The sequence below is a fragment of the Streptomyces sp. 4N124 genome (assembly GCF_052245395.1).
In the GTDB taxonomy this organism is placed as follows: domain Bacteria; phylum Actinomycetota; class Actinomycetes; order Streptomycetales; family Streptomycetaceae; genus Streptomyces.
In genome coordinates, this window is sequence record NZ_JBQQBS010000037.1 from 49339 (window position 1) to 69506 (window position 20168).

Below are 20168 nucleotides of genomic sequence, written 5' to 3' on the forward strand. Positions count from 1 at the left end.
CGATTGATAGCATGCATATACGTCGCGTCCCTTTCGACCACCCCGACGCCGTCAAGCTCGACGACGAGGTCCAGGCCGAGTACCACGAGCGCTACGGCGACGGCGGCGACGCCACCTCCCTCGCCCCGTCCGACTTCGAGCCGCCGAACGGCGTGTACCTCATCGCGTACGACGACCAGGACCGCCCCGTGGCCACCGGCGGCTGGCGCAGCCAGGACGAGAACGCCGAGGGCAACCAGGACGGGGACGCCGAGCTCAAGCGGATGTATGTCATCGCGGATATGCGTGGGCGAGGGCTGGCACGGCGCATGCTCGCCGCCCTCGAGGACGACGCGCGCGCGGCGGGCCGTGTCCGCATGGTCCTGGAGACCGGGCTCCAGCAGCCGGAGGCGATAGGCCTGTACACGTCCAGCGGTTATGAGCCGTGCGAGAAGTTCGGTTACTACCGCTTCTACGAGTCCAGCCGCTGCTTTGCGAAGCAGCTCAACTCCGCAGATAGGTAAGGACCGCGAGGACCCGCCGGTGGACGTCGTCGGCCGGCGGCAGGTCCAGCTTGGTGAGGATGGAGCCGATGTGCTTGCCGACGGCGGCCTCGGACACCACCAGCGCCTTGGCGATCGCGCCGTTCGAGCGCCCCTCGGCGATCAGCGCCAGCACCTCCCGCTCGCGCGGGGTGAGACGGGCGAGCGGATCCCGGCGCCGGCGCAGCAGTTGTCGTACGACTTCCGGGTCGACGACCGTGCCGCCGGACGCCACTTCTGCGAGCGCGTTCACGAACTCCTCGACCTGGCCCACCCGGTCCTTGAGCAGATAGCCGACGCCCGATCCGTCGCCGGAGTCGAGCAGTTCGGCCGCATACGCCCGCTGCACGTACTGGCTGAGCACCAGCACCGGCAACCCGGGCCGCTCCTCGCGCAGTTGGACGGCCGCGTGCAGCCCCTCGTCCTGGAAGCCGGGCGGCATCCGTACGTCCGTGACGACGACGTCGGGTTCGTGTTCGGCGACCGCCGCCCGCAGGGCGTCCGCGTCGCCGACGGCGGCGACCACCTCGTGCCCGAAGCGGGTGAGCAGCCCGATCAGCCCTTCGCGCAGCAGCACACTGTCCTCGGCGAGGACTATGCGGAGGGTTCTGGTGCGGGGCGGCTCGGACGGCAAGGAATCTCCATGCGCAGCAGGGTCGGTCCACCCGGCGGGCTGGACAGGGTGAGTCTGCCATCGAGGACCGACACCCGGTCGGCGAGGCCGGTGAGTCCGGTGCCCTGCGACATATCGGCTCCGCCGCATCCGTCGTCCTCGATACGGAGCACCAGGCGTCCGCCGTCGTACCGCCCGTGTATCCCCGCCGTCTCCGCCCCGCTGTGCTTGGCGACGTTGGCGAGGGCCTCGCGGGCGACGAAGTACGCGGCTGTCTCGACGGGTCGGGGCAACCGGCCGGGCAGGTCGAGGTCCAGGTCCACCGGCACCGGGCTGCGGTCGGCCGCGTCGGTGAGGGCGGCTTCGAGGCCGTAGTCGGCGAGGACCTTCGGGTGGATGCCGTGGATCAGTTCCCGCAGTTCGGCCAGGGCTCCGTCGGCGTCCGCGTGGGCCTTGGCCAACTGGTCGGCGAGCGGGCCCGGCGGCGCGTCGAGGCGGGCGAGGCCGAGGGTCATGGTGAGGGCGACGAGGCGCTGTTGGGCTCCGTCGTGCAGATCGCGTTCGATACGGCGGCGCTCCGCCTCGAAGGCGTCCACCAACCGCACACGGGAGCGGACCAGTTCGGTGACGCGTTCGCTGTCCTCGGCCTTCGTGGTGAGCAGCGCACGCGCCAGCTCGGCGCGCGCTCCGGCGGCGCACCCGAGGGCGTACGCGCCGGGCGCGAGGAGCGCCAGCCCGAGCACGGCGACCCCGAAGGCGCCGGGCCAGGTGTCGATGGTCCACAGCTTGACCACCTTCGCCTCGCCGTCGACGGCGACGACCAGGGGTGCGCAGGCCATGGACAGTGGAAGGCCCGCCAGGAGTACGACGGCCAGCGCGTCCAGCGGCCACAGCACCAGCCCGAACAGCACGGCGTACGCCAGCTCCCGCCAGGTCGCCGCCTCCTTCAGCCGCGTCGACAGCCACGCCCGCAGCCCCGGCACGGCAGGCTCCCGATGCTGCCCGGCGGCCACCTGCTGCCCGGCGATCCGCAGCCGCCACCGCTCCACGCCCGCCACGGGTATCCCGGCCAGCGCGGTGAGCAGCAACAGCGGCAGCCCGACGACCACGACGGACAGCGCGGCCCCGACCACCACCCCACTGACGATCACCACCAGGACGACCGCCCCGCACACCGCCCCGCTCGCCAGATAGGCAACGGCCCGCCAGGGCCACGGGGACAGCAGGTACCCGCGACTGCCCAGCGCCCGCCAGATGTTTCGCATGGGGATCACCGTAGGAGGCCGGAGCGTCCCCCGCGATCGGGCTGCGCGGAGAGTCGGGGGTATGCCTGGCCCTACCCCAAGTCTCGGTCCTGCCGCACTGCTTCGGACGGCGGTCGGGCGGTTTCGTGGACGCCACAAAGCCGAACGACCATGACTGCGGGGAGAGATGAGACCCAACGCGATCGAAGTGCGGGACATCAGCAGGCAGTACGGCGGCGGCGACGGCGGGGTGACGGCGCTGGACCGGGTCTCGCTGGCGTTCCCGCCGGGCACCTTCACCGCCGTCATGGGCCCGTCGGGGTCGGGCAAGTCGACACTGTTGCAGTGCGCGGCCGGGCTCGACCGGCCCACGTCCGGCTCGGTCAGGATCGGCGACACGGAGCTGACCCGGCTGAGCGAGCGCAGACTGACCTTGCTGCGCCGGCAGCGGATCGGCTTCGTGTTCCAGTCGTTCAACCTGCTGCCGTCCCTCACCGCCGAGCAGAACATCGCCCTGCCCCTGCGCCTGGCCGGACGGCGCGTGGCCAAGGCCGCGGTACGCGAGGCGCTGCACCGGGTCGGCCTCGGTGACCGGGCCCGGCATCGGCCCTCGGAGCTGTCCGGCGGGCAGCAGCAGCGCGTCGCCATCGCCCGTGCCCTGATCACCCGCCCCGAGGTCCTCTTCGGCGACGAGCCGACGGGCGCGCTGGACACGCGGACCGGGCGGGAGGTGCTGGATCTGCTGCGCGGCCTGGTCGACGCCGAGGGCCGCACGGTGGTGATGGTGACCCACGATCCGGTGGCGGCGTCGTATGCGGACCGGGTGGTCTTCCTGGTGGACGGTCGTGTGCACGGGGAACTGAGCGGGGCGTCGAAGGGGAAGATCGCCGCGCACATGACGGAGCTGGAGGCCCTGCCGTGCTGACCACCACCCTGAACGCGCTGCGCACCCGCTGGACCACCTTCGCCGGCAGCTTCGTCGCACTCTCGCTCGGCGTCGCGCTGATGACGGTCATGGGGCTGACCCTGGCCTCCTCCGTGGACGCGCCCGGGCAACCGCCGGAACGGTTCGCCGCGGCCCCGGTCGTGGTGCAGGGCCAGGACACCCTGCGCGTCGGCGACCGCACCCAGAAGCTGGCCCAGCCACGCCCGGTCCCCGCGCGGACGGTCGCCGCGCTGCGCACCCTCGGCAAGGTCACCGAGGACCGCGCCTTCGCCGTACGAGCGGAGCGCGCGCCCGGCGATCTGGTGGGTCACCCATGGTCGACGGCCGCGTTCGCCCCGTACGAACTCAGCGCGGGCCGTGCGCCCCGAGCCGCGGACGAGGTGGTGGCGACGGGCGACTGGACCGCCGTAGGGCAGAAGCTGCGCACGGACCACGGGACGGTGCGGGTGGTCGGGACGGTGCGGGTGGTCGGGCAGGTGCGGGTGGTCGGGCAGGTGCGGGCACGCGGCTTCGAGGACGCGCTCTTCTACCCGGATGCCCGGGCCGCCGCGCTGTCGCCGCCGGTCATGCGACTCGTCGTGGACGCGAAGGCGTCGGAGGTACGACGGCTGGTGACTCCCGGCGTGCGTGTCCTCACCGGGGACGAACGGCGGCTGGCGGACACCGATCCCGACCGTGACGCCGAGGCGCTCACCGCGCTGAACGCCCTGTTCGGCACGGCGGGCGGCGTCACCGCGTTCGTGTCGGTGTTCGTCGTGGCGTCCACGTTCGCCTTCGCGGTCACCCAACGGCGCCGCGAGTTCGGGCTGCTGCGCATGGTGGGGGCCACGCCGGGCCGGCTGCGTCGCATGGTCGTCGCGGAGGCGCTGACAGTCGGCGCGCTCGCGTCGACGGCAGGCTGCGTAGCGGGGGCGTACGGCGCCCCGCACCTCGCCGACCTGGTCGTCGAAGGCGGCCTCGCCCCGGCCTGGTTCACGATCGGCGACCACACCTGGCCGTACCATCTGGCGTTCTGGACGGGCCTGTTGGCCGCCCTGTGCGGGTCGGTCGCCGCGTCCTGGCGGGCCGGGCGGACCGGTCCGACGCAGGCGCTGCGGGAGGCGTCGGTGGACAGCGGGGCGAACCGGCCGGGCGGGACGCGGCCATGGGGCCGACTGCTCTGCGGGACAGCCCTGCTGCTCACCGCCGCCGTGACCCTGGTCCTGGCGCTGCTGACCGAGCCGGACGACCTGTTGCACCGCAAGACGTACATCAGCCGCCCGATGCTCCTGATCACCGCGATCGCCCTGCTCTCCCCGGTCCTGGTGGGTCCGCTGACCCGGCTGATCGTCCGGTTGCCCGGCGCGATCGGCCTGCTGGTCCGGGAGAACGCCGCGGCCGGCGTCGGACGCACGGCCGCCGTGGCCGCCCCGGTGCTGGTCACGGTCGCTCTCACGGGCTCCCTGCTGGGCGCCACGGCGACCTTGAACGAGGCACGGGCGACCGAGGCACGGGAGCGGATCGCCGCGGACTTCGTGGTGACGTCCACGAGGGCGCCCTTGGATGCGGCGACCGTGGGGCGGCTGCGGGAGGTGCCCGGGGCCGAGGTGTCCCCAGTCGCGTCGAGCGCGGTGTACGTCCTCGAGGACGGCGTCGCCCTCATCAAGTCCCAGGCCCACGCCGTCGATCCACACCAACTCGCCGCCACCGCACGCCTGCCGCTCACCGACGGCCGCCTCACCGACCTCGACGACGACTCGATCATCGTCAACGAGGAGTGGTCCCGGCACAGCGTCGGTCAGCGAGTGACGGTCTGGCTCGGCGACGGCACCCGACGGTCCCTGCGGATCGCCGGGGTGATGCCGGTGGGGACCGGGGACAACGGGGTGTACGTCACGGTGGCGAACGCGCCGGGGGCGGTAGTGGAACGGGTGGATGTGAAGGTGCGGGACGGGGCGGACAGGGCGGATGCGGCGGGGGCGTTGCGGCAGGCGGTGGGCGGCCGAGGGCACGCGGCGCACGCTGACGTCGTCCCCTCCGACGAGTGGCTCCGGACGGCCTTCCCCACGACCGGCCTCGCCGACACCGACAGAACCACCCGCCTCGGCATCCTGCTCGTCCTCGGCATCGCCCTCCTCTACACCGGCATCTCCCTCGCCAACACCCAGCTCATGGCGGCCTCCGACCGCGCACGAGAGCTGACGGCCCTACGCCACGCCGGCGCCACCCGCACCCAGGTGCTGCGCCTGGTCGCCGCCGAGGCCCTGACGGTCGTGGTGATCGGCGCGCTCCTCGGCCTCCTGGTGACCGGCCTCAACCTGCTCGGCATGTGGAGCGCCCTCGCCCTGCAGTCCGTGTGGTCGCCGATCCGACTCCCCTGGGCGGAACTCGGCGCGGCAACGGGCGCGTGCGCGGTGCTGGCTGTGGTGTCCGCGGTACTCCCGACCGCGGTGGCGCTGCGCCCCCGCACAATGCCTGTCAGGACGTGGGAACGCCTGCCTGTGCGGCGAGGCGGTCCGGGTTGGTGGTGAGCCAGTCGTAGCTGACGCTGTTCCAGAACGAACACTGGTGTCGATCCGCGTACACCTCGGACTTCAAGGCCTGGCTGTCATCACCGGGCAACAGAGACATGTACGTGCCGCTGCGGTACGACGGCCAGGCTGCCAGTCCTCCGGTGGTGGGGTTCGCGTGCTTCACGAACGCGCCCCAGTAGCGCACCATCGCCCTGGACAGCTGCTGTTGCTCCTCAGCCAGCGACTTCGAGGTCTCCATGGGCAACAGGTACCCGAGCTCGCTGGCATGTGGGGCGCCGGAGTCGAAGCCGGGCGGAGTCTTCGCCGGGGTGGGTGGGTGCGGGTCGTCGAACTCGTAGAAGTACGTCTTCGGTTGCCGAGTGGCGAACTGAGCCGTGAGGTTCTGGTACTGGCAGCCGCCCAGTCCGTAGAAGACGCTGCTGTCGCCCCACAACGTGCCGATGGCGTACGTCGCCGTGTACGGGCTGTCGTAGGCGCTGTAGGGGTAGCGCGCGAGTACGGCGTCGGCCTGTGCGCCGAACTCCAGCCTGACCGCCCGCTCGTACTGACCCTTCGTCGCGTTCGCGAACGGCAGGGCCCATTGGCGCACCTCGTCGCGGGTGCTGCCGATGAGGAGGGGGACATTGTGGATCCGGCCGGATCGGACGGCAGCGCTCGGCGCGAGGGGCAGTTCGGGAACCCCGGACACGGGAAGGGGACCGGTCAGGATGCCGCCGACGAAGCCCCTGTCGGCGGCCCGCAGTTCGTTCGCCGACTTGGCCCGTAGACAGGACGCCCTGGTCGCCGGAAGGGAACAGCCGACGGCCGCGGCGTAGGCCTCGCCCTTGGCGGTGGCCTGTGCGACCGTGAGGCTCGGGCACCCGCCGCTCTGGATGATGGCACCGACGAACAGATCGCGCGCCGGAGGCGAGGCCAGCAGAGCGCAGACGGAGTGGCCGCCGGCCGACTCGCCCGCGATGGTCACGCGGCCCGCGTCCCCTCCGAAGGCACCTATGTTGCGCTGCGTCCAGCGAAGAGCCGCCTCCTGGTCGAGCAGGCCGTAGTTGCCCGCACCCTGCCTGCTCAGCCCGGGCACGCCGAGGAAACCGAAGACGCCCAGCCGGTAGTTGATCGTGACGACCACTATGTTGTTGGCCTTCGCGATCCGCGAGCCGTCGTAGAGGTCACCGGCACCGCTGGAGAAGCCCCCGCCGTGGATCCAGAACATAACCGGCAGCGGGCGGCTCGTTCGCCGTTCGGGGGTGTGGACGTTGAGATACAGACAGTCCTCGCTCATGCCCGGGCCGGTGCTGGTGGACGCATGCGGGCAGCGCGAGCCGTACGCGGTGGCCGACCGCGGGCTCGACCAGGCGGAAGCCGGTGCGGGAGGCTGCCAGCGTCTGGTGCCGACCGGTGGCGCGGCGTACGGAATGCCGAGGAACCGATCGACCCCGTCCGCCGTGGCTCCCGCGACCGACCCTTTGTCGGTGGAGATCGTCAAGGAGCGAGGGGCCGCGGACGAAGGTACGGCCGATACAACGGTCAGCAGGGCGAGCAGACTCACAAGAGCCGCGAGTTCTCGTCGGACCATGGAGCGCACTGAACCTCCCGAGAGGCAGGATCGAGCGGGAAATCCACATGCTCCGTTTCGAGCAACAGGTGTGCAACGCCGCCAGTCCGCTCAACGGACCTGTACCTTCAGGTGCCTCAAACATCGGGAGACGAGGGCATCCATCGGCATGACAAAGCCCCTACCGGTGATCACCAGTAGGGGCTTTGAGCTGCGGTGGACCTGTGGGGATTTGAACCCCAGACCCCCTCGATGCGAACGAGGTGCGCTACCGGACTGCGCCACAGGCCCTTGCAACGAGTGAAACCTTAGCACCCCGATCCGGATGCTTGGAAATCCGTTCCTTCGCCGGTCGAGGGGACAGGGCTGGTGGGGCGGGTAGGAGGTGCTGGCTCCGGGCGGCGGCGCGTGGCCTACTCGTTCGCCGCGCGCGGCCGGTCCCCGTCCTCGTACTGGTCGAACAGCGGCGTGCGCCCCCGCTCCCGTGCCCGGCGGGCGGAAGCGGCGCGGCGGGCGTCGCTGCGGCCGCCTTCTTCGTCCTTGTCGTCCGCGCGGGCGTCCATCTCGTCGTGGTCGGCGGCCTCGCGTACGGCGGCGGAGTCGGCGCTGTTGCCACGCTCCCGCGTCCCGGCTCCCGCCTCGCCGTCCCGGGCGACCGAGCTGGAGCGTGCGGAGCTCCATGCGTCCGGTGCGCCGAGGTCCACGCCGGCGGTGGCCCGCGGGGCGACCGGCGCTGTCACATAGGTGGGCAGCGGCACCGGTACCGGGTCCCAGCTGTCGCCCTGGCCCGGCCGCCGTTGCCGCTCGCGCTGCTGGTCGACCCACTCGGCGTGGTCGGTCTGCTCGACGAGGGCGCGGCGGTCCGCGGCGAGGGCCGAGAGGCCGGTGTCCTGCTCCGGCTTGGGCCCGTCGTCGTGCTCGTCGGTTCCCGTGCCCGCGCCGGCTTCGGCGGAGGTACGCCGACGCGGCTGGCGGCTGCGCTCGCGCAGTCGCTGCGCCGCGGCCTCGGCTCGGCGCCGGTCCATCTGGTAGGCGAAGCGACGGCGTTCCTGGGCGCGGAGGTACACGATGTACGCGCTGAGCATCACGGCGGGCACGCCGGGCGCCCAGAGGAACGCGAGCCCGCCGACCGCGGCGACGATCGCGCCGAGAGTGAAGGCGAGGAAGAGGACCACCGTGGTGCGCCGGCGGCGCGCGAGGACCTTCGAGCGCCGAGCCCGTGCTTCGGCCGCCTCCGCCTCGGGGGTGCGCCGGGCGGCCGGCACCCGCTTGCGCGGCGGCGCGGCGGCGGGTTCGGGCGCCGGCTTGGCTTCGGGCGTGGATGCGTGCGTGGATTTGGGCTCCGGCACGGGCACCTGCTCGCGCGCCGGTTCCGAGCGCCCTTGGGCCGGCGGCTGAACCGCCGCGCGCGCCTGCGGGCGGCTCGGGGGCATGGCGAAGGCCCGGACGTCCACCGAATCGGTGACCGCGCCCGGGTCGTCGGCGCTGGGCTCCCCCTCGTCGGCGGAGCGCGCCCGCAGGTCCTTGGCGTATCGGCGCTCCATCGCCGCCCGTCCGGACAGCAGCCGGATGGCGGTGCTGAAGCGTTCCGTCGGACGGGCCTCGTTCAGCTCGTCCTGCCTACGGAGCCACATCGGCACCAAGTAGGCGGCCCAGGCCCCGACAATGACTGCGTAGATGAGGCCGCTGCTGCTCACGCCTCACACGGTAGAGGGGTTTGCGTGAGGCCATCTGCCAATTGAGCCGGTGTGTCGCACGATCTGGCTGATATTTCGAACTTTTTTTGTGACCGATGCGATCAGCTGGCCGCCGAAGGTGCGATTTTATTGGCTTGAGCCGGTCATCGGGCCAGCAATTTCGAACACTTATTCAATTTCCGGGCTAGGCGGGATTCCCCTGGGTGTTCTGCGGGTTCGTTCGCGGCGCTTTCTGCGAGCGCGACCGGCGCCAGCGGCTCAGCAGCCCTTCGGGTACCTCTTCCGCGGTGAGCGCGAAGACGAGGTGGTCGCGCCAGGCTCCGTCGATGTGCAGATAACGCGGACGCAGCCCCTCCTCGCGGAATCCGAGTTTCTCCACGACCCGCCGGCTGGGCCCGTTCTCGGGGCGAATGCAGACCTCGATGCGGTGCAGACCAACGGTGCGGAAACAGTGGTCCACGACAAGTGCCACGGCCGTCGGCATCACCCCGCGGCCTGCCACCGCCTCGTCCACCCAGTAGCCGATGTGCCCCGAGCACATCGAACCCCAGGTGATCCCGGCGACCGTCAACTGCCCCACCAGCCGCCCCTGGTACTCGATCACGAACGGCAGCATCCGGCCCGCGTTCGCCTCGGACCGCAGATGGCGCACCATCTGGCGGTAGGTCGGCCGGTGCGCGATCGGCCCGCTCGGCGTGGGCGGCGGAATCGTCGCCTCCCAGGGCCGCAGCCAGTCGCGGTTGCGCCGGTTGACCTCACGCCAGGCGCGCTGGTCGCGCAGCTTTATCGGCCGGAGGACGACATCGCCGTCCACCAGCACGGCCGGCCAGGATGGGCTGTTCAGCTCGCACCCCCACTACCGGCGCCGGGTCTGGGGTGGTCCCCGCCGCGGATCTGGTCTACGGCGTGCACCAACAGCGGCTGGAGGACGGCCAGTCCGTCCCTCACCCCGCCGGTGGATCCGGGCAGATTCACGATCAGCGTCCGCCCCGCCACCCCGGCCAGACCGCGGGAGAGCGCCGCCGTCGGCACCTTCTCCCGTCCGAACGCGCGGACGGCCTCCGCGATGCCCGGCACCTCGTGGTCGATCACCCTGCGGGTCGCCTCGGGCGTGCGGTCGGTGGGCGAGATGCCGGTGCCGCCGGTGGTGACGATGGCGTCATAACCGGCCTCGACGCCCGCGCGCAGGGCGGCCTCCACGGGGTCGCCGTCGGGGACGACCTGCGGGCCGTCGACCGCGAAGCCGAAGCCCTTGAGGCCCTCGGCGATCAACGGGCCGCCCTTGTCCTCGTAGACCCCGGCGGCCGCTCTGTTGGAGGCGGTGACCACAAGAGCGCGATACGTCATGCCCGGCTCCAGTCGCCGGACTTGCCGCCCGTCTTCTCCTCCACCCGTACGTCCGTGATGACCGCTCCCTTGTCGACCGCCTTGACCATGTCGATCACGGTGAGCGCGGCGACGGAGACCGCGGTGAGCGCCTCCATCTCGACGCCCGTGCGGTCCGTCGTCTTCACGGTGGCCAGGATCTCCACGGCGTCGTCCGCGACCGACAGATCCAGTTTCACACCCGACACCGACAACGGGTGGCACAGCGGGATCAGGTCCGGCGTGCGCTTGGCCCCCATGATGCCCGCGATCCGCGCGGTGGCCAGGGCGTCTCCCTTGGGAACCCCCTCGCCGCGCAGGAGCTCGACCACGCGGGGTGAGACGAGGACGCGGCCGCTGGCACGGGCGGTGCGCGCGGTCACGTCCTTCCCGGACACGTCGACCATGCGCGCGGCGCCCGCGTCGTCAATGTGCGTCAGTCGGTCCTGCACAGAGGGTCCGGGGGTCTCCCCCCGGGAAGGCACAGTCATGGCGTGTGGCGCTCCCGGTCCGGGCCCGTCGCGGTACGGCGCCGGGCCAGTTGTGCGCGACACGGTACCCCCAACCTGGGGCGCTCAGCGGAGCAGGACCACCTCGACCTCGGTACCGGGCTCGACGGACTCCACGTCCTCGGGGACCACGATCAGCGCGTCCGCCTGCGCGAGGGCCGCGATCAGGTGGGATCCGGCGCCGCCGACGGGGGTCACCTCGCCGTCGGCGTACGTCCCGCGCAGGAACTGTCTGCGCCCCTTCGGCGAGGTCAGCGCCTCGTCCGCGGTGAGCGTGGCCCGGGTGGTGGGCCGGTGGACGTCGTCGAGGCCCATGAGGGTGCGGATCGCGGGGCGGACGAACAGCTCGAAGGAGACGTACGACGACACCGGATTGCCGGGGAGCGCCAGCAGCGGTGTGTGGTCGGGGCCGATGGAGCCGAAGCCCTGGGGCTTGCCGGGCTGCATGGCGAGCTTGCGGAAGTCGATTCCGCTGCCCGCCTCGTCCTCGTCCCCGACGTGCGACAGCGCCTCCTTGACGACGTCGTACGCGCCGACGCTCACTCCGCCCGTGGTGACCATGAGGTCGGCGCGGACGAGCTGGTCCTCGATGGTGGACCGGAGCGTCTCGGCCTCGTCGGCGACGGCGCCCACCCGGTAGGCGATGGCGCCGGCGTCGCGGGCGCAGGCGGTGAGGGCGAAGCTGTTGGAGTCGTAGATCTGGCCGCTGCCGAGCTCCTCGTCGGGCTGGACGAGTTCGCTGCCGGTGGACAGGACGACCACGCGCGGGCGCGGGCGCACGCGTACCGAGCCGCGCCCGATGGCGGCGAGCAGCGCGATCTGCGGCGGGCCGAGGACGGTGCCGGCTTCCAGGGCGCGGTCGCCGGCCTTCACATCGCTGCCCATCGCGCGTACATGCGCGCGTGCCCCGGCCGGCCGGTACACCTCCACATGCCCTTCGGCTCCCGCGGGTGCCAGGCTGCGTGCGCGCATCCCCGTCACCGGGCCCTCGCCGAGGCCTCCGTCGGTCCACTCCACTGGGACGACGGTCTCGGCGCCGGGCGGCAGCGGGGCGCCGGTCATGATGCGGGCGGCCTGGCCGGGCCCCACCTGGAGCAGCTCGGCCTGGCCCGCCGCGACGTCCCCGACGACCTCCAGGACCGCCGGGAACTCCTCGCTCGCGCCCGCGACATCCGCGACCCGCACCGCGTACCCGTCCATGGAGCTGTTGTCGAACGGCGGCAGGGACACCGGCACCGTGACGTCCTCGACCAGGACGCAGCCCTGGGCGTCGAGGAGTTGCAGCTCGATGGGTTCGAGGGGGCGGACGGTGGCGAGGATGTCCGCCAAGTGCTCGTCCACCGACCAGAGGTGGTCCGGACCGGCGGTGCGGGGCGCGGCGCTGCTCAACGTTGCTACATCTCCTCGGCTACGTAACTGCGAAGCCAGGTCCGGAAGTCCGGGCCCAGGTCTTCACGTTCGCACGCGAGTCTGACAATGGCACGCAGATAGTCGCCCCGGTCGCCGGTGTCATAGCGGCGGCCCTTGAAGACCACGCCGTGCACCGGGCCGCCGACCTTCTCGTCGGCCGCGAGCTGCTGGAGGGCGTCGGTGAGCTGGATCTCGCCGCCGCGGCCCGGCTCGGTCTTGCGCAGTATGTCGAAGACGTGCGGGTCGAGGACATAACGGCCGATGATGGCGTAGTTGGACGGGGCGTCGGCCGCGGCCGGCTTCTCGACCAGGTCCGACACCTTGACGACGTCGCTGTCCTCGGTGGTCTCCACGGCCGCGCAGCCGTAGAGGTGGATCTGCTCGGGCGCGACCTCCATGAGCGCGATGACGCTGCCGCCGCGCTGCTCCTGCACCTCGACCATCCGCTTGAGCAGCGGGTCGCGCGGGTCGATCAGGTCGTCGCCGAGGAGGACGGCGAAGGGCTCATGGCCCACGTGCGGGGCCGCGCAGAGCACGGCGTGGCCGAGGCCCTTGGGGTCGCCCTGGCGCACGTAGTGCATGGTGGCGAGGTCGCTGGACTCCTGCACCTTGGCGAGCCGGCCGGCGTCGCCCTTCTTCTGAAGGGCCGATTCCAGCTCGTAGTTGCGGTCGAAGTGGTCCTCGAGGGGGCGCTTGTTGCGGCCCGTGATCATGAGGACGTCGTCGAGACCCGCGGAGGCGGCCTCCTCGACCACGTACTGGATCGCCGGCTTGTCGACGACCGGCAGCATCTCCTTGGGAGTGGCTTTGGTGGCCGGCAGGAACCGGGTGCCGAGGCCCGCTGCGGGAATGACAGCCTTGCTGATCCTTGGGTGCGACTGAGTCATGCCCGCAACCTTATCCGGTGCCTTTGTAGGGAAACTGTGGCTCCGGTTAATTGGCTCTCATATGAGCGTATTGGAAGGGTACGGGTACGACCTTTGAGTCACATCGGACGTCCGGCTGAGCCTGACAAGCGAACGTTGCGGCGAGGGTTCATCTCGGTGAGAAGCAGGTTGACTGCGGATGACCTGCGGGAAACCGCCGAGGCGTTGGGCGAGCGCGCGCTCGAGCTGCCCGAGCTGGCACAGGCCCGCACGGTCGCGGCATACGTCTCCGTCGGGAGCGAACCCGGAACGCTCGCGCTGCTGGACGCGCTGCGCGCGCGAGGCGTACGTGTGCTGCTCCCGGCGCTCCTGCCGGACAACGACCTGGACTGGGGCGTGTATTCCGGAGCGGACTGCCTCGCGCGCGTCCAACACGGCGGCAGAATGGCCCTCTTCGAGCCCACCGGGGAACGCCTGGGCCCGGATGCGGTGACCGGCGCCGACGTCGTCCTGCTGCCGGGCCTGGCCGTTGACGCGCGCGGCATGCGGCTGGGGCGCGGCGGGGGATCGTACGACCGGGTACTCGCCCGCCTGGAGCGCGCGGGCACGCATCCGGCGCTGGTGGTGCTCCTGTACGAGTCGGAGGTCGTCGAGCGGGTTCCCGCGGAGCCTCACGACCGGCCGGTGCACGCGGTGGTGACGCCGTCGGGCGTGCGTCGCTTCAGTCGGCCATGAACGGGTTCGCCCATGAACGGGAAATGCCCCTCCACGCGCGCGTGGAGGGGCATTTCAGTGTCTCAGGGCTTCAGCACCAGCGTGTCACTGGTGTTCTCCTCGACCGCCTTGTCCGAGAAGGACCAGTCCAGCAGTTCGCCCTTGGCCCATTTGTTCGTCTGGTCGGTGTAGTGCGAGCTGTAGGCATGCCCTGACGCGCCGGTGAGGTTGATCCACTTCGACTTGTCGAGGTCGCCGAGGTTGACCACCATGCGCATCGACGGCACCCAGATGACGCCGTAACCGCCGGCGGCGTTCCAGCCGGTCGCGTTGACCGTCGCCTCGCCGCCGCTGAGCCTCCAGGGGCCGCGGTTGAGGGCGTACTGCAGGAAGCCGGGGCCCTCGGTGCCCAGGGTCTGGTTCTTGAGGAACAGGCGGTGCAGCCGGCCCCAGTTCCAGGTGTCGATGTCCTTGCCGAGCTTGGCGGTCAGCTCCCAGCGGGCGTCGATCATGGCGCGCTCGAACAGCTTGTCGCGGTTGTTGGCGGCCGGGCGGGTGCCCGAGCTGGGCGTCTTCCACCAGTCGCTGTTCGGGTCGTCCATGAGGCCCCGAACGACCTCGAACCAGCGGTCACCGCCGTCCGGCTGTGCCTGGTCGGCTTCGCGCTGGCCGCACTCGCGCACCTTCTCGGTCTCGTCAGCGGGGCCGGTGGTGTTGACCGGTTCGACCCACAGGCACTGGCCCTCGACCCGCAGTTCCTTGGGCAGCTTGTTGCCGAAGGCAAGCTTGAGGATGTTGCGCCAGACCGAGTTGAAGTAGGCGGCCGCCGCCGAGTCGGCGTCCTGGGTGTAGTCCCAGCCCTCGAGGAGCTTCTGGGCCTCACGGACGTCCTTGTCGGCGATGTTGATCTTCAGCAGCTGGGGCACGAGCAGCTTGGCGATCTCGCTGCTGTTGTCGAGCTGCATCTGGCGCATGTCGTCGGTGGAGATCTTGCCGCCGTCGTCGATCTTCGACTGGATCAGGTCGGTGATCCGCTGGCTGCGGGCGCCGTAACCCCAGTCCGTGGTCAGCCTGTAGGGGTACTTGTCCTGATCGATGACGGCCTGGTTGGCGGTGACGATGTAGCCGCGCTGCGGGTTGAACTCAAAGGGCAGTTCGTCCTGGTCGATGTAGCCGGTCCACTGGTACTTGGAGTCCCAGCCCGGCGCCGGGATCGAGCCGCTGTCGCCCTCCGCGCGCGTGGGGATCTTTCCGGGCAGCGTGTAGCCGATGTTGCCCTGGGTGTCGGCGTAGACCAGGTTCTGCGAGGGCACCTCGAACAGCGCGGCCGCCTCGCGGAAGTCGTTCCAGTCGGCCGCCTTGTCCATGGCGAAGACGGCGTCCATGGTGGTGCCCGCGTCCAGGGCGGTCCAGCGCAGTGAGATGCCGTAGCCGTCCCCGCGGTCGGGGGCCGCGGCGTCGACGGTGGCCTTCTTGCCGACCTTCACCAGCTCGTCGTCGCGGTCGGACAGCAGGGGCCCGTTGTTGGTCTCACGGACGACGATCTTCTTGGAGGTGCCGTCGGCGACCCTGATGGTCTCTTCGCGCGAGGTGAACGGCTTGACCTTGCCGTCGTACAGGTAGCCGTCGCCGGTGAGCTTCTCCAGGTAGAGGTCGGTGACGTCGACGCCGGAGTTGGTCATGCCCCAGGAGATGCTCTGGTTGTGGCCGATGACGACGCCGGGCATGCCCGCGAAGGTGTAGCCGCTGACGTCGTACTGGCACTTGCTGGAGACGGTGCGGCAGTGCAGGCCCATCTGGTACCAGACGGACGGCAGCGAGGCCGACAGGTGCGGGTCGTTGGCCAGCAGCGGCTTGCCGGTGATGGTGTGCTTGCCGGAGACGACCCAGGCGTTGGAGCCGATGCCGTTGCCGTTCACGCCGACGGCCGTGGGGAGGTCGTCGAGGACGTCGTAGAGGCCCGTCAGCTGGGTCTGGAGGGCCGAGGAGGCCGTGTCCGAGGAGGACTGGCCCGTCGTGCCGCCCATGGACGTCCCTGACGTGCCGCTCGCGCTGTCGCTCTGCTCGAAGGTCTCCGTGAGGTCGTCGTACTGGCCGTCCTGGACGATCGCCTTGTTCCGGCCGTACGGGTAGTCCGGGTACAGGTCGTCGATCTGCTTGGGTCCCAGGCGGCTGGTCATCAGGGCGCGGTCGATCTCGTCCTGCATGTTGCCGCGCAGGTCCCAGGCCATCGCCTTCAGCCAGGCGACCGAGTCGACCGGGGTCCACGCCTCGGGCTTGTAGTCGTTGCTGAACCCGAGGGCCGCGTACTCAAGGGAGATTTCCTTGCCTTCCTTGCCCTCCAGGTAGGCGTTGACTCCCTTGGCGTACGCCTGGAGGTACTTCTTCGTGGCGGGCGACAGCTTGGTGTCGTACTCCTCCTTCGCCACGCGGTCCCAGCCCAGGGTGCGCAGGAACTCGTCGTTGTCGACCTGGTCCTTGCCGAACATCTCCGACAGGCGCCCGGAGGTCATGTGCCGGCGCACGTCCATCTCGTAGAACCGGTCCTGCGCCTGGACATAGCCCTGCGCCATGAACAGGTCCTCGTCCGAGGAGGCGTAGATCTGCGGGATGCCGTTGCCGTCACGCTTGACGTCGACGGGTGCCGACAGGCCATCGAGCGAGATGGAACCCTTGGTCTGCGGGAAGGAGGCACGGACGGTGCTGATGGACCAGTACCCCCCGTAGGCAACGCCTCCGACGAGGGCCAGCACGAGGACGAGGACGATCAGACGGGCTTTGCGCCCCTTCTTCCTCCGAGACTTGCCGGGCTGCTGACCCGATGAGGCGGTGGTATTGGGGGGCATCGCTGTCCTTGCTGTCCTTACGCGAGCGGCAGGGCCGGCTGTCCTTTTGAATGAGCGCTGGAGCAACCATAGGCGCAGGGCCCGGCGCCCCTTGACGCGGACTGGGGAACCGGGACGGACGAGCGTTCGATCTCACTCTCGGAACGTCAAGAAATCGTCAAGAGTTAGGTAAGGTAACGAAGTACTTGGGCGCGAAGCACCATGCCTTCGTGTCAGATGTACATGAGCCCACGCCCACGCGCGCGTGCCGCGTGTGAGCCAGGAAAGGGAACGGCCGCTGACAGTCCACGATCTCAACGAACTTCTGCTCGTCTGCTCGCTCGTCCTGCTCGTCGCCGTCGCAGCGGTCCGGATCTCCTCGCGCAGCGGGCTCCCCGGCCTGCTCGTCTACCTGGGCATCGGCGTCCTCATGGGCCAGGACGGCATCGGTGACATCCACTTCAACGATGCCGAGCTGACGCAGGTGATCGGCTATGCGGCGCTGGTCGTGATCCTCGCCGAGGGCGGTCTCGGCACGAAGTGGAAAGAGATCAAGCCCGCCCTGCCGGCCGCCACCGTGCTGGCGCTCGCCGGGGTCGCGGTCAGCGTCGGGATCACGGCGACGGCCGCGCACTATCTCATCGGTCTTGAGTGGCGTCAGGCACTGATCATCGGCGCGGTGGTGTCGTCGACGGACGCCGCGGCCGTCTTCTCGGTGCTGCGGAAAATCCCCCTCCCCGCGCGCGTGACGGGCACGCTGGAGGCCGAGTCCGGCTTCAACGACGCTCCCGTGGTCATCCTGGTGCTCGCCTTCTCCACGGCGGGACCGATCGAGCACTGGTATGTGCTGGTCGGCGAGATACTCCTGGAGCTGGCCATCGGCGCCGCCATCGGTCTCGCGGTGGGCTGGCTGGGCTCCTGGGGGCTCAGACACGTGGCGCTGCCCGCCTCCGGCCTCTACCCGATCGCCGTCATCGCCATCGCCGTCACGGCGTACGCGGCCGGCGCCATGGCCCACGGCAGCGGCTTCATCGGCGTGTACCTCGCCGCGATGGTCATGGGCAACGCGAAACTGCCGCACTGGCCCGCCACACGCGGTTTCGCCGACGGGCTCGGCTGGATCGCGCAGATCGGCATGTTCGTCCTGCTCGGCCTGCTGGTGACCCCGCACGAGCTGGGCGACGACATCGTGCCCGCGCTGGTCATCGGGCTGGTGCTGACCATGGTGGCGCGTCCGCTGAGCGTGGTGCTGTGCCTGGTGCCGTTCCGGGTGCCATGGACGGAGCAGACGCTGATGTCCTGGGCCGGGCTGCGCGGCGCCGTGCCCATCATTCTGGCGACGATCCCCATGGTGGAGGGCGTCGAAGCCAGCCGCCGCATCTTCAACATCGTCTTCGTCCTGGTCGTCGTCTACACCCTGATCCAGGGGCCGACACTGCCGTGGCTGGCCGGCAAGCTGCATCTGGGCGAGGAGGCCGAGGCCGCCGACCTCGGCATCGAGTCGGCGCCGCTGGAGCGGCTGCGCGGGCATCTGCTGTCCCTGTCGATCCCCGAGGGATCGAAGATGCACGGCGTGGAGATCAACGAACTGCGGCTGCCGGCCGGGGCCGCCGTCACGCTTGTCGTACGCGACGGGAAATCGTTCGTTCCGCTGCCGACGACCGTGCTGCGACGCGGGGACGAACTGCTCGTGGTCGCCACCGACCCCGTCCGGGACGCGGCGGAGCGGCGGCTGCGGGCGGTCGGGCACGGCGGCAAGCTGGCCGGGTGGCTGGGGACCAACGGCGACAACAATCACAGGTGAACGCCACCATGGTGCTCACTTTCACAGGTGCGCCAGTCACTGATCCCTGTACGATGAAGGCGCACTTTGATCGAACCAACTCTGTCTGACGCAGAGCTGGCGCGACCGTATGGCGGCCGTGACGCCCTCCTCAGTGGGCTCCGGTATCTACCGCAGTTCCGCGCAAGAGGACAGCTCTCGGCGCCGCCCCCCACCTGCGGGGGCGCGCTACCAGGCGGCAGAAAGGCACGGACCGTGGCATCCACGGTCACCACCGAGCCGTCGAAGAACTCGCCGGCTTCCTCCCGCCCGGGCTACGGGCAACTGCTGCGCACCCGCGGCGCCTGGACGTTCCTGCTCCCCGGCTTCGCGGCACGCCAGCCGTTCGCGATGCTCACCCTCTCCATCGTGCTGCTGGTGCAGCACACCACCGGCTCGTACGGCGCCGCCGGCGCCGTGGCGGCGGCCACCGGTGTCTCCATGGCCGTGTTCGCGCCCTACAGCGGGCGCCTCGCGGACCGCTACGGACAGCGCGCCGTGCTGCTCCCCGGCGTGCTGGTGCACACGCTGTCGGGCCTGACCCTGACGGCCCTCGCGCTCACGGACGCCCCCCTGTGGGCGCTGTTCGCGGCGGCCCTGCCCACGGGTGCCTCCGTGCCGCAGATCGGGCCCATGGTGCGGGCCCGCTGGGGCGTGAAGCTCCAGGACTCGCCCCTGATGACGACCGCGGCGGCCTTCGAGTCCGTCACCGACGAGCTGACCTTCGTCGTCGGCCCGCTGCTGGCGACCGCCCTGTGCACCGCCGTCGACCCGACCGCGGGCCTGGTGACCGAGGCGGCACTGACCCTCATCGGCGGTCTGCTGTTCGCGGCGCAGAAGAGCACACAGCCCCGCGTCACGGTGAGCGGGCACGCGCGCGTGGAGCACGTTTCCGCGCTGCGCATCCCCGGAGTGCGCGTCCTGATCGTGACCTTCCTCGGCATCGGCGCCGTCTTCGGCGGGATGCAGGTCTCGCTGGCGGCGTTCAGCGAGTCGATCGGCGAACCCGGCCTGAACGGCGTCCTGTACGGCGTCTTCGCCGCGGGCAACATGCTCTCCGGCCTCGTCTGCGGCGCGATCGCCTGGAAGGTCGCCCCGCAGCGCCGCCTCGTGGTGGCGTACGGCGCACTTGCCCTGACGGCCTCCGGCCTGTGGGCCGCGCACTCCGTACCGGTCCTCGCGGGCCTCGGCCTGCTCGTGGGCATGTGCATCGCGCCCGCACTGATCACCGGCTACACGCTGGTCGAGGGCCTGGTCCCGGCCGGCGCCCGCACCGAGGCCTTCACCTGGCTGACCGGCGCGGTGGCCCTCGGGCAGGCGGCGGCCGTCACGATCGCCGGGCAACTCGAGGACCGCTTCCGGGACGGTGCCGGATTCCTCGTGCCGATGGGCGGCACCATGCTCGCCCTGGCGACGCTTCTGGCACTGCGCTCGAGGCTGGCGACGCGGCCCCGCAGCCGCACCGTCGCACGTGGCGTCGGTCACCGCACACCGGTCGCAGTGGACTGATCCCGAGGAATACGTCACTATGGACCGTCGTTAGCACTCATCGAGTGAGAGTGCCAGGAGGAAGA

Annotated in this window: 16 protein-coding genes and 1 tRNA gene; 6 read left to right on the forward strand and 11 right to left on the reverse strand. The window is 70.7% G+C overall.

What is annotated here, in order from left to right; all coding sequences use genetic code 11:
* Nucleotides 1-11 precede the first annotated feature (11 nt).
* Nucleotides 12-503: a GNAT family N-acetyltransferase gene (locus ACTWQO_RS31090; RefSeq protein ID WP_443240699.1), complete on the forward strand. Its 492-nt coding sequence runs from the start codon at nt 12-14 to the stop codon at nt 501-503.
* Here the strand turns inward: ACTWQO_RS31090 and ACTWQO_RS31095 are convergent.
* Together ACTWQO_RS31095 and ACTWQO_RS31100 are read right to left on the reverse strand one after the other, a co-directional pair.
* Nucleotides 484-1155: a response regulator gene (locus tag ACTWQO_RS31095; protein ID WP_443240700.1), complete on the reverse strand. Its 672-nt coding sequence runs from the start codon at nt 1153-1155 to the stop codon at nt 484-486. The two genes, ACTWQO_RS31090 and ACTWQO_RS31095, sit on opposite strands and share 20 nt — an antisense overlap.
* Nucleotides 1116-2399 (reverse strand): sensor histidine kinase, encoded by a 1284-nt coding sequence (locus tag ACTWQO_RS31100; RefSeq protein WP_443240701.1) that lies wholly within the window; start codon nt 2397-2399, stop codon nt 1116-1118. The genes ACTWQO_RS31095 and ACTWQO_RS31100 overlap by 40 nt, the downstream gene beginning before the upstream one ends.
* Before the next feature lie 166 nt (nt 2400-2565).
* Between ACTWQO_RS31100 and ACTWQO_RS31105 the strand changes: the two genes are divergently transcribed.
* Together ACTWQO_RS31105 and ACTWQO_RS31110 are read left to right on the forward strand one after the other, a co-directional pair.
* The gene (locus ACTWQO_RS31105; protein WP_443240702.1) at nt 2566-3303 is read left to right on the forward strand and encodes an ABC transporter ATP-binding protein; all 738 of its coding nucleotides are present in this window, start codon (nt 2566-2568) and stop codon (nt 3301-3303) included.
* On the forward strand, nt 3297-5834 hold the full coding sequence (locus tag ACTWQO_RS31110) for an FtsX-like permease family protein (protein WP_443240703.1): 2538 nt from the start codon (nt 3297-3299) through the stop codon (nt 5832-5834). Before ACTWQO_RS31105 ends, ACTWQO_RS31110 begins: the two co-directional genes overlap by 7 nt.
* Here the strand turns inward: ACTWQO_RS31110 and ACTWQO_RS31115 are convergent.
* The 8 genes from ACTWQO_RS31115 to galU form a co-directional block, all read right to left on the reverse strand.
* A complete protein-coding gene (locus ACTWQO_RS31115; RefSeq protein ID WP_443240704.1) occupies nt 5782-7317 on the reverse strand; it encodes a carboxylesterase/lipase family protein in 1536 nt (511 codons plus the stop codon). The genes ACTWQO_RS31110 and ACTWQO_RS31115 overlap by 53 nt on opposite strands.
* 286 nt (nt 7318-7603) lie before the next feature.
* Nucleotides 7604-7677: transfer RNA gene (locus ACTWQO_RS31120), tRNA-Ala, on the reverse strand.
* A 122-nt stretch (nt 7678-7799) separates the two neighbouring features.
* Complete coding sequence (gene sepX, locus ACTWQO_RS31125; RefSeq protein ID WP_443240705.1) at nt 7800-9083, reverse strand: divisome protein SepX/GlpR; 1284 nt, start codon at nt 9081-9083, stop codon at nt 7800-7802.
* Nucleotides 9084-9267: 184 nt separating this feature from the next.
* Complete coding sequence (locus ACTWQO_RS31130; RefSeq protein ID WP_443240706.1) at nt 9268-9903, reverse strand: GNAT family N-acetyltransferase; 636 nt, start codon at nt 9901-9903, stop codon at nt 9268-9270.
* Between the two features lie 20 nt (nt 9904-9923).
* Nucleotides 9924-10430 carry a MogA/MoaB family molybdenum cofactor biosynthesis protein gene (locus ACTWQO_RS31135; protein WP_443240707.1) on the reverse strand — a complete coding sequence of 169 codons (507 nt, stop codon included), beginning with the start codon at nt 10428-10430 and terminating at the stop codon, nt 9924-9926.
* A complete protein-coding gene (gene moaC, locus ACTWQO_RS31140; RefSeq protein ID WP_362937548.1) occupies nt 10427-10939 on the reverse strand; it encodes a cyclic pyranopterin monophosphate synthase MoaC in 513 nt (170 codons plus the stop codon). The genes ACTWQO_RS31135 and moaC overlap by 4 nt, the downstream gene beginning before the upstream one ends.
* Nucleotides 10940-11023: 84 nt before the next feature.
* Nucleotides 11024-12346: a molybdotransferase-like divisome protein Glp gene (gene glp, locus ACTWQO_RS31145; protein ID WP_443240708.1), complete on the reverse strand. Its 1323-nt coding sequence runs from the start codon at nt 12344-12346 to the stop codon at nt 11024-11026.
* Between the two features lie 5 nt (nt 12347-12351).
* A complete protein-coding gene (gene galU, locus ACTWQO_RS31150; RefSeq protein ID WP_443240709.1) occupies nt 12352-13254 on the reverse strand; it encodes a UTP--glucose-1-phosphate uridylyltransferase GalU in 903 nt (300 codons plus the stop codon).
* A 93-nt stretch (nt 13255-13347) separates the two neighbouring features.
* Between galU and ACTWQO_RS31155 the strand changes: the two genes are divergently transcribed.
* A complete protein-coding gene (locus tag ACTWQO_RS31155; RefSeq protein WP_443240710.1) occupies nt 13348-13968 on the forward strand; it encodes a 5-formyltetrahydrofolate cyclo-ligase in 621 nt (206 codons plus the stop codon).
* Nucleotides 13969-14030: 62 nt separating this feature from the next.
* Here ACTWQO_RS31155 and ACTWQO_RS31160 read toward each other — a convergent pair whose 3' ends face one another.
* The gene (locus tag ACTWQO_RS31160) at nt 14031-16793 is read right to left on the reverse strand and encodes a penicillin acylase family protein (protein WP_443240711.1); all 2763 of its coding nucleotides are present in this window, start codon (nt 16791-16793) and stop codon (nt 14031-14033) included.
* A gap of 244 nt (nt 16794-17037) precedes the next feature.
* Between ACTWQO_RS31160 and ACTWQO_RS31165 the strand changes: the two genes are divergently transcribed.
* A complete protein-coding gene (locus ACTWQO_RS31165) occupies nt 17038-18576 on the forward strand; it encodes a potassium/proton antiporter (RefSeq protein ID WP_443240712.1) in 1539 nt (512 codons plus the stop codon).
* Between the two features lie 234 nt (nt 18577-18810).
* The gene (locus tag ACTWQO_RS31170; protein WP_443240713.1) at nt 18811-20103 is read left to right on the forward strand and encodes an MFS transporter; all 1293 of its coding nucleotides are present in this window, start codon (nt 18811-18813) and stop codon (nt 20101-20103) included.
* Nucleotides 20104-20168 lie beyond the last annotated feature (65 nt).

Excerpts from the sequence above, each read along its gene's own strand:
- ACTWQO_RS31105 (WP_443240702.1), top strand. The coding sequence starts at position 2,566 with ATGAGACCCAACGCGATCGAAGTGCGGGACATCAGCAGGCAGTACGGC.
- galU (WP_443240709.1), bottom strand. The coding sequence starts at position 13,254 with ATGACTCAGTCGCACCCAAGGATCAGCAAGGCTGTCATTCCCGCAGCG.
- moaC (WP_362937548.1), bottom strand. The coding sequence starts at position 10,939 with ATGACTGTGCCTTCCCGGGGGGAGACCCCCGGACCCTCTGTGCAGGAC.
- ACTWQO_RS31090 (WP_443240699.1), top strand. The coding sequence starts at position 12 with ATGCATATACGTCGCGTCCCTTTCGACCACCCCGACGCCGTCAAGCTC.
- ACTWQO_RS31100 (WP_443240701.1), bottom strand. The coding sequence starts at position 2,399 with ATGCGAAACATCTGGCGGGCGCTGGGCAGTCGCGGGTACCTGCTGTCC.
- ACTWQO_RS31135 (WP_443240707.1), bottom strand. The coding sequence starts at position 10,430 with ATGACGTATCGCGCTCTTGTGGTCACCGCCTCCAACAGAGCGGCCGCC.
- ACTWQO_RS31160 (WP_443240711.1), bottom strand. The coding sequence starts at position 16,793 with ATGCCCCCCAATACCACCGCCTCATCGGGTCAGCAGCCCGGCAAGTCT.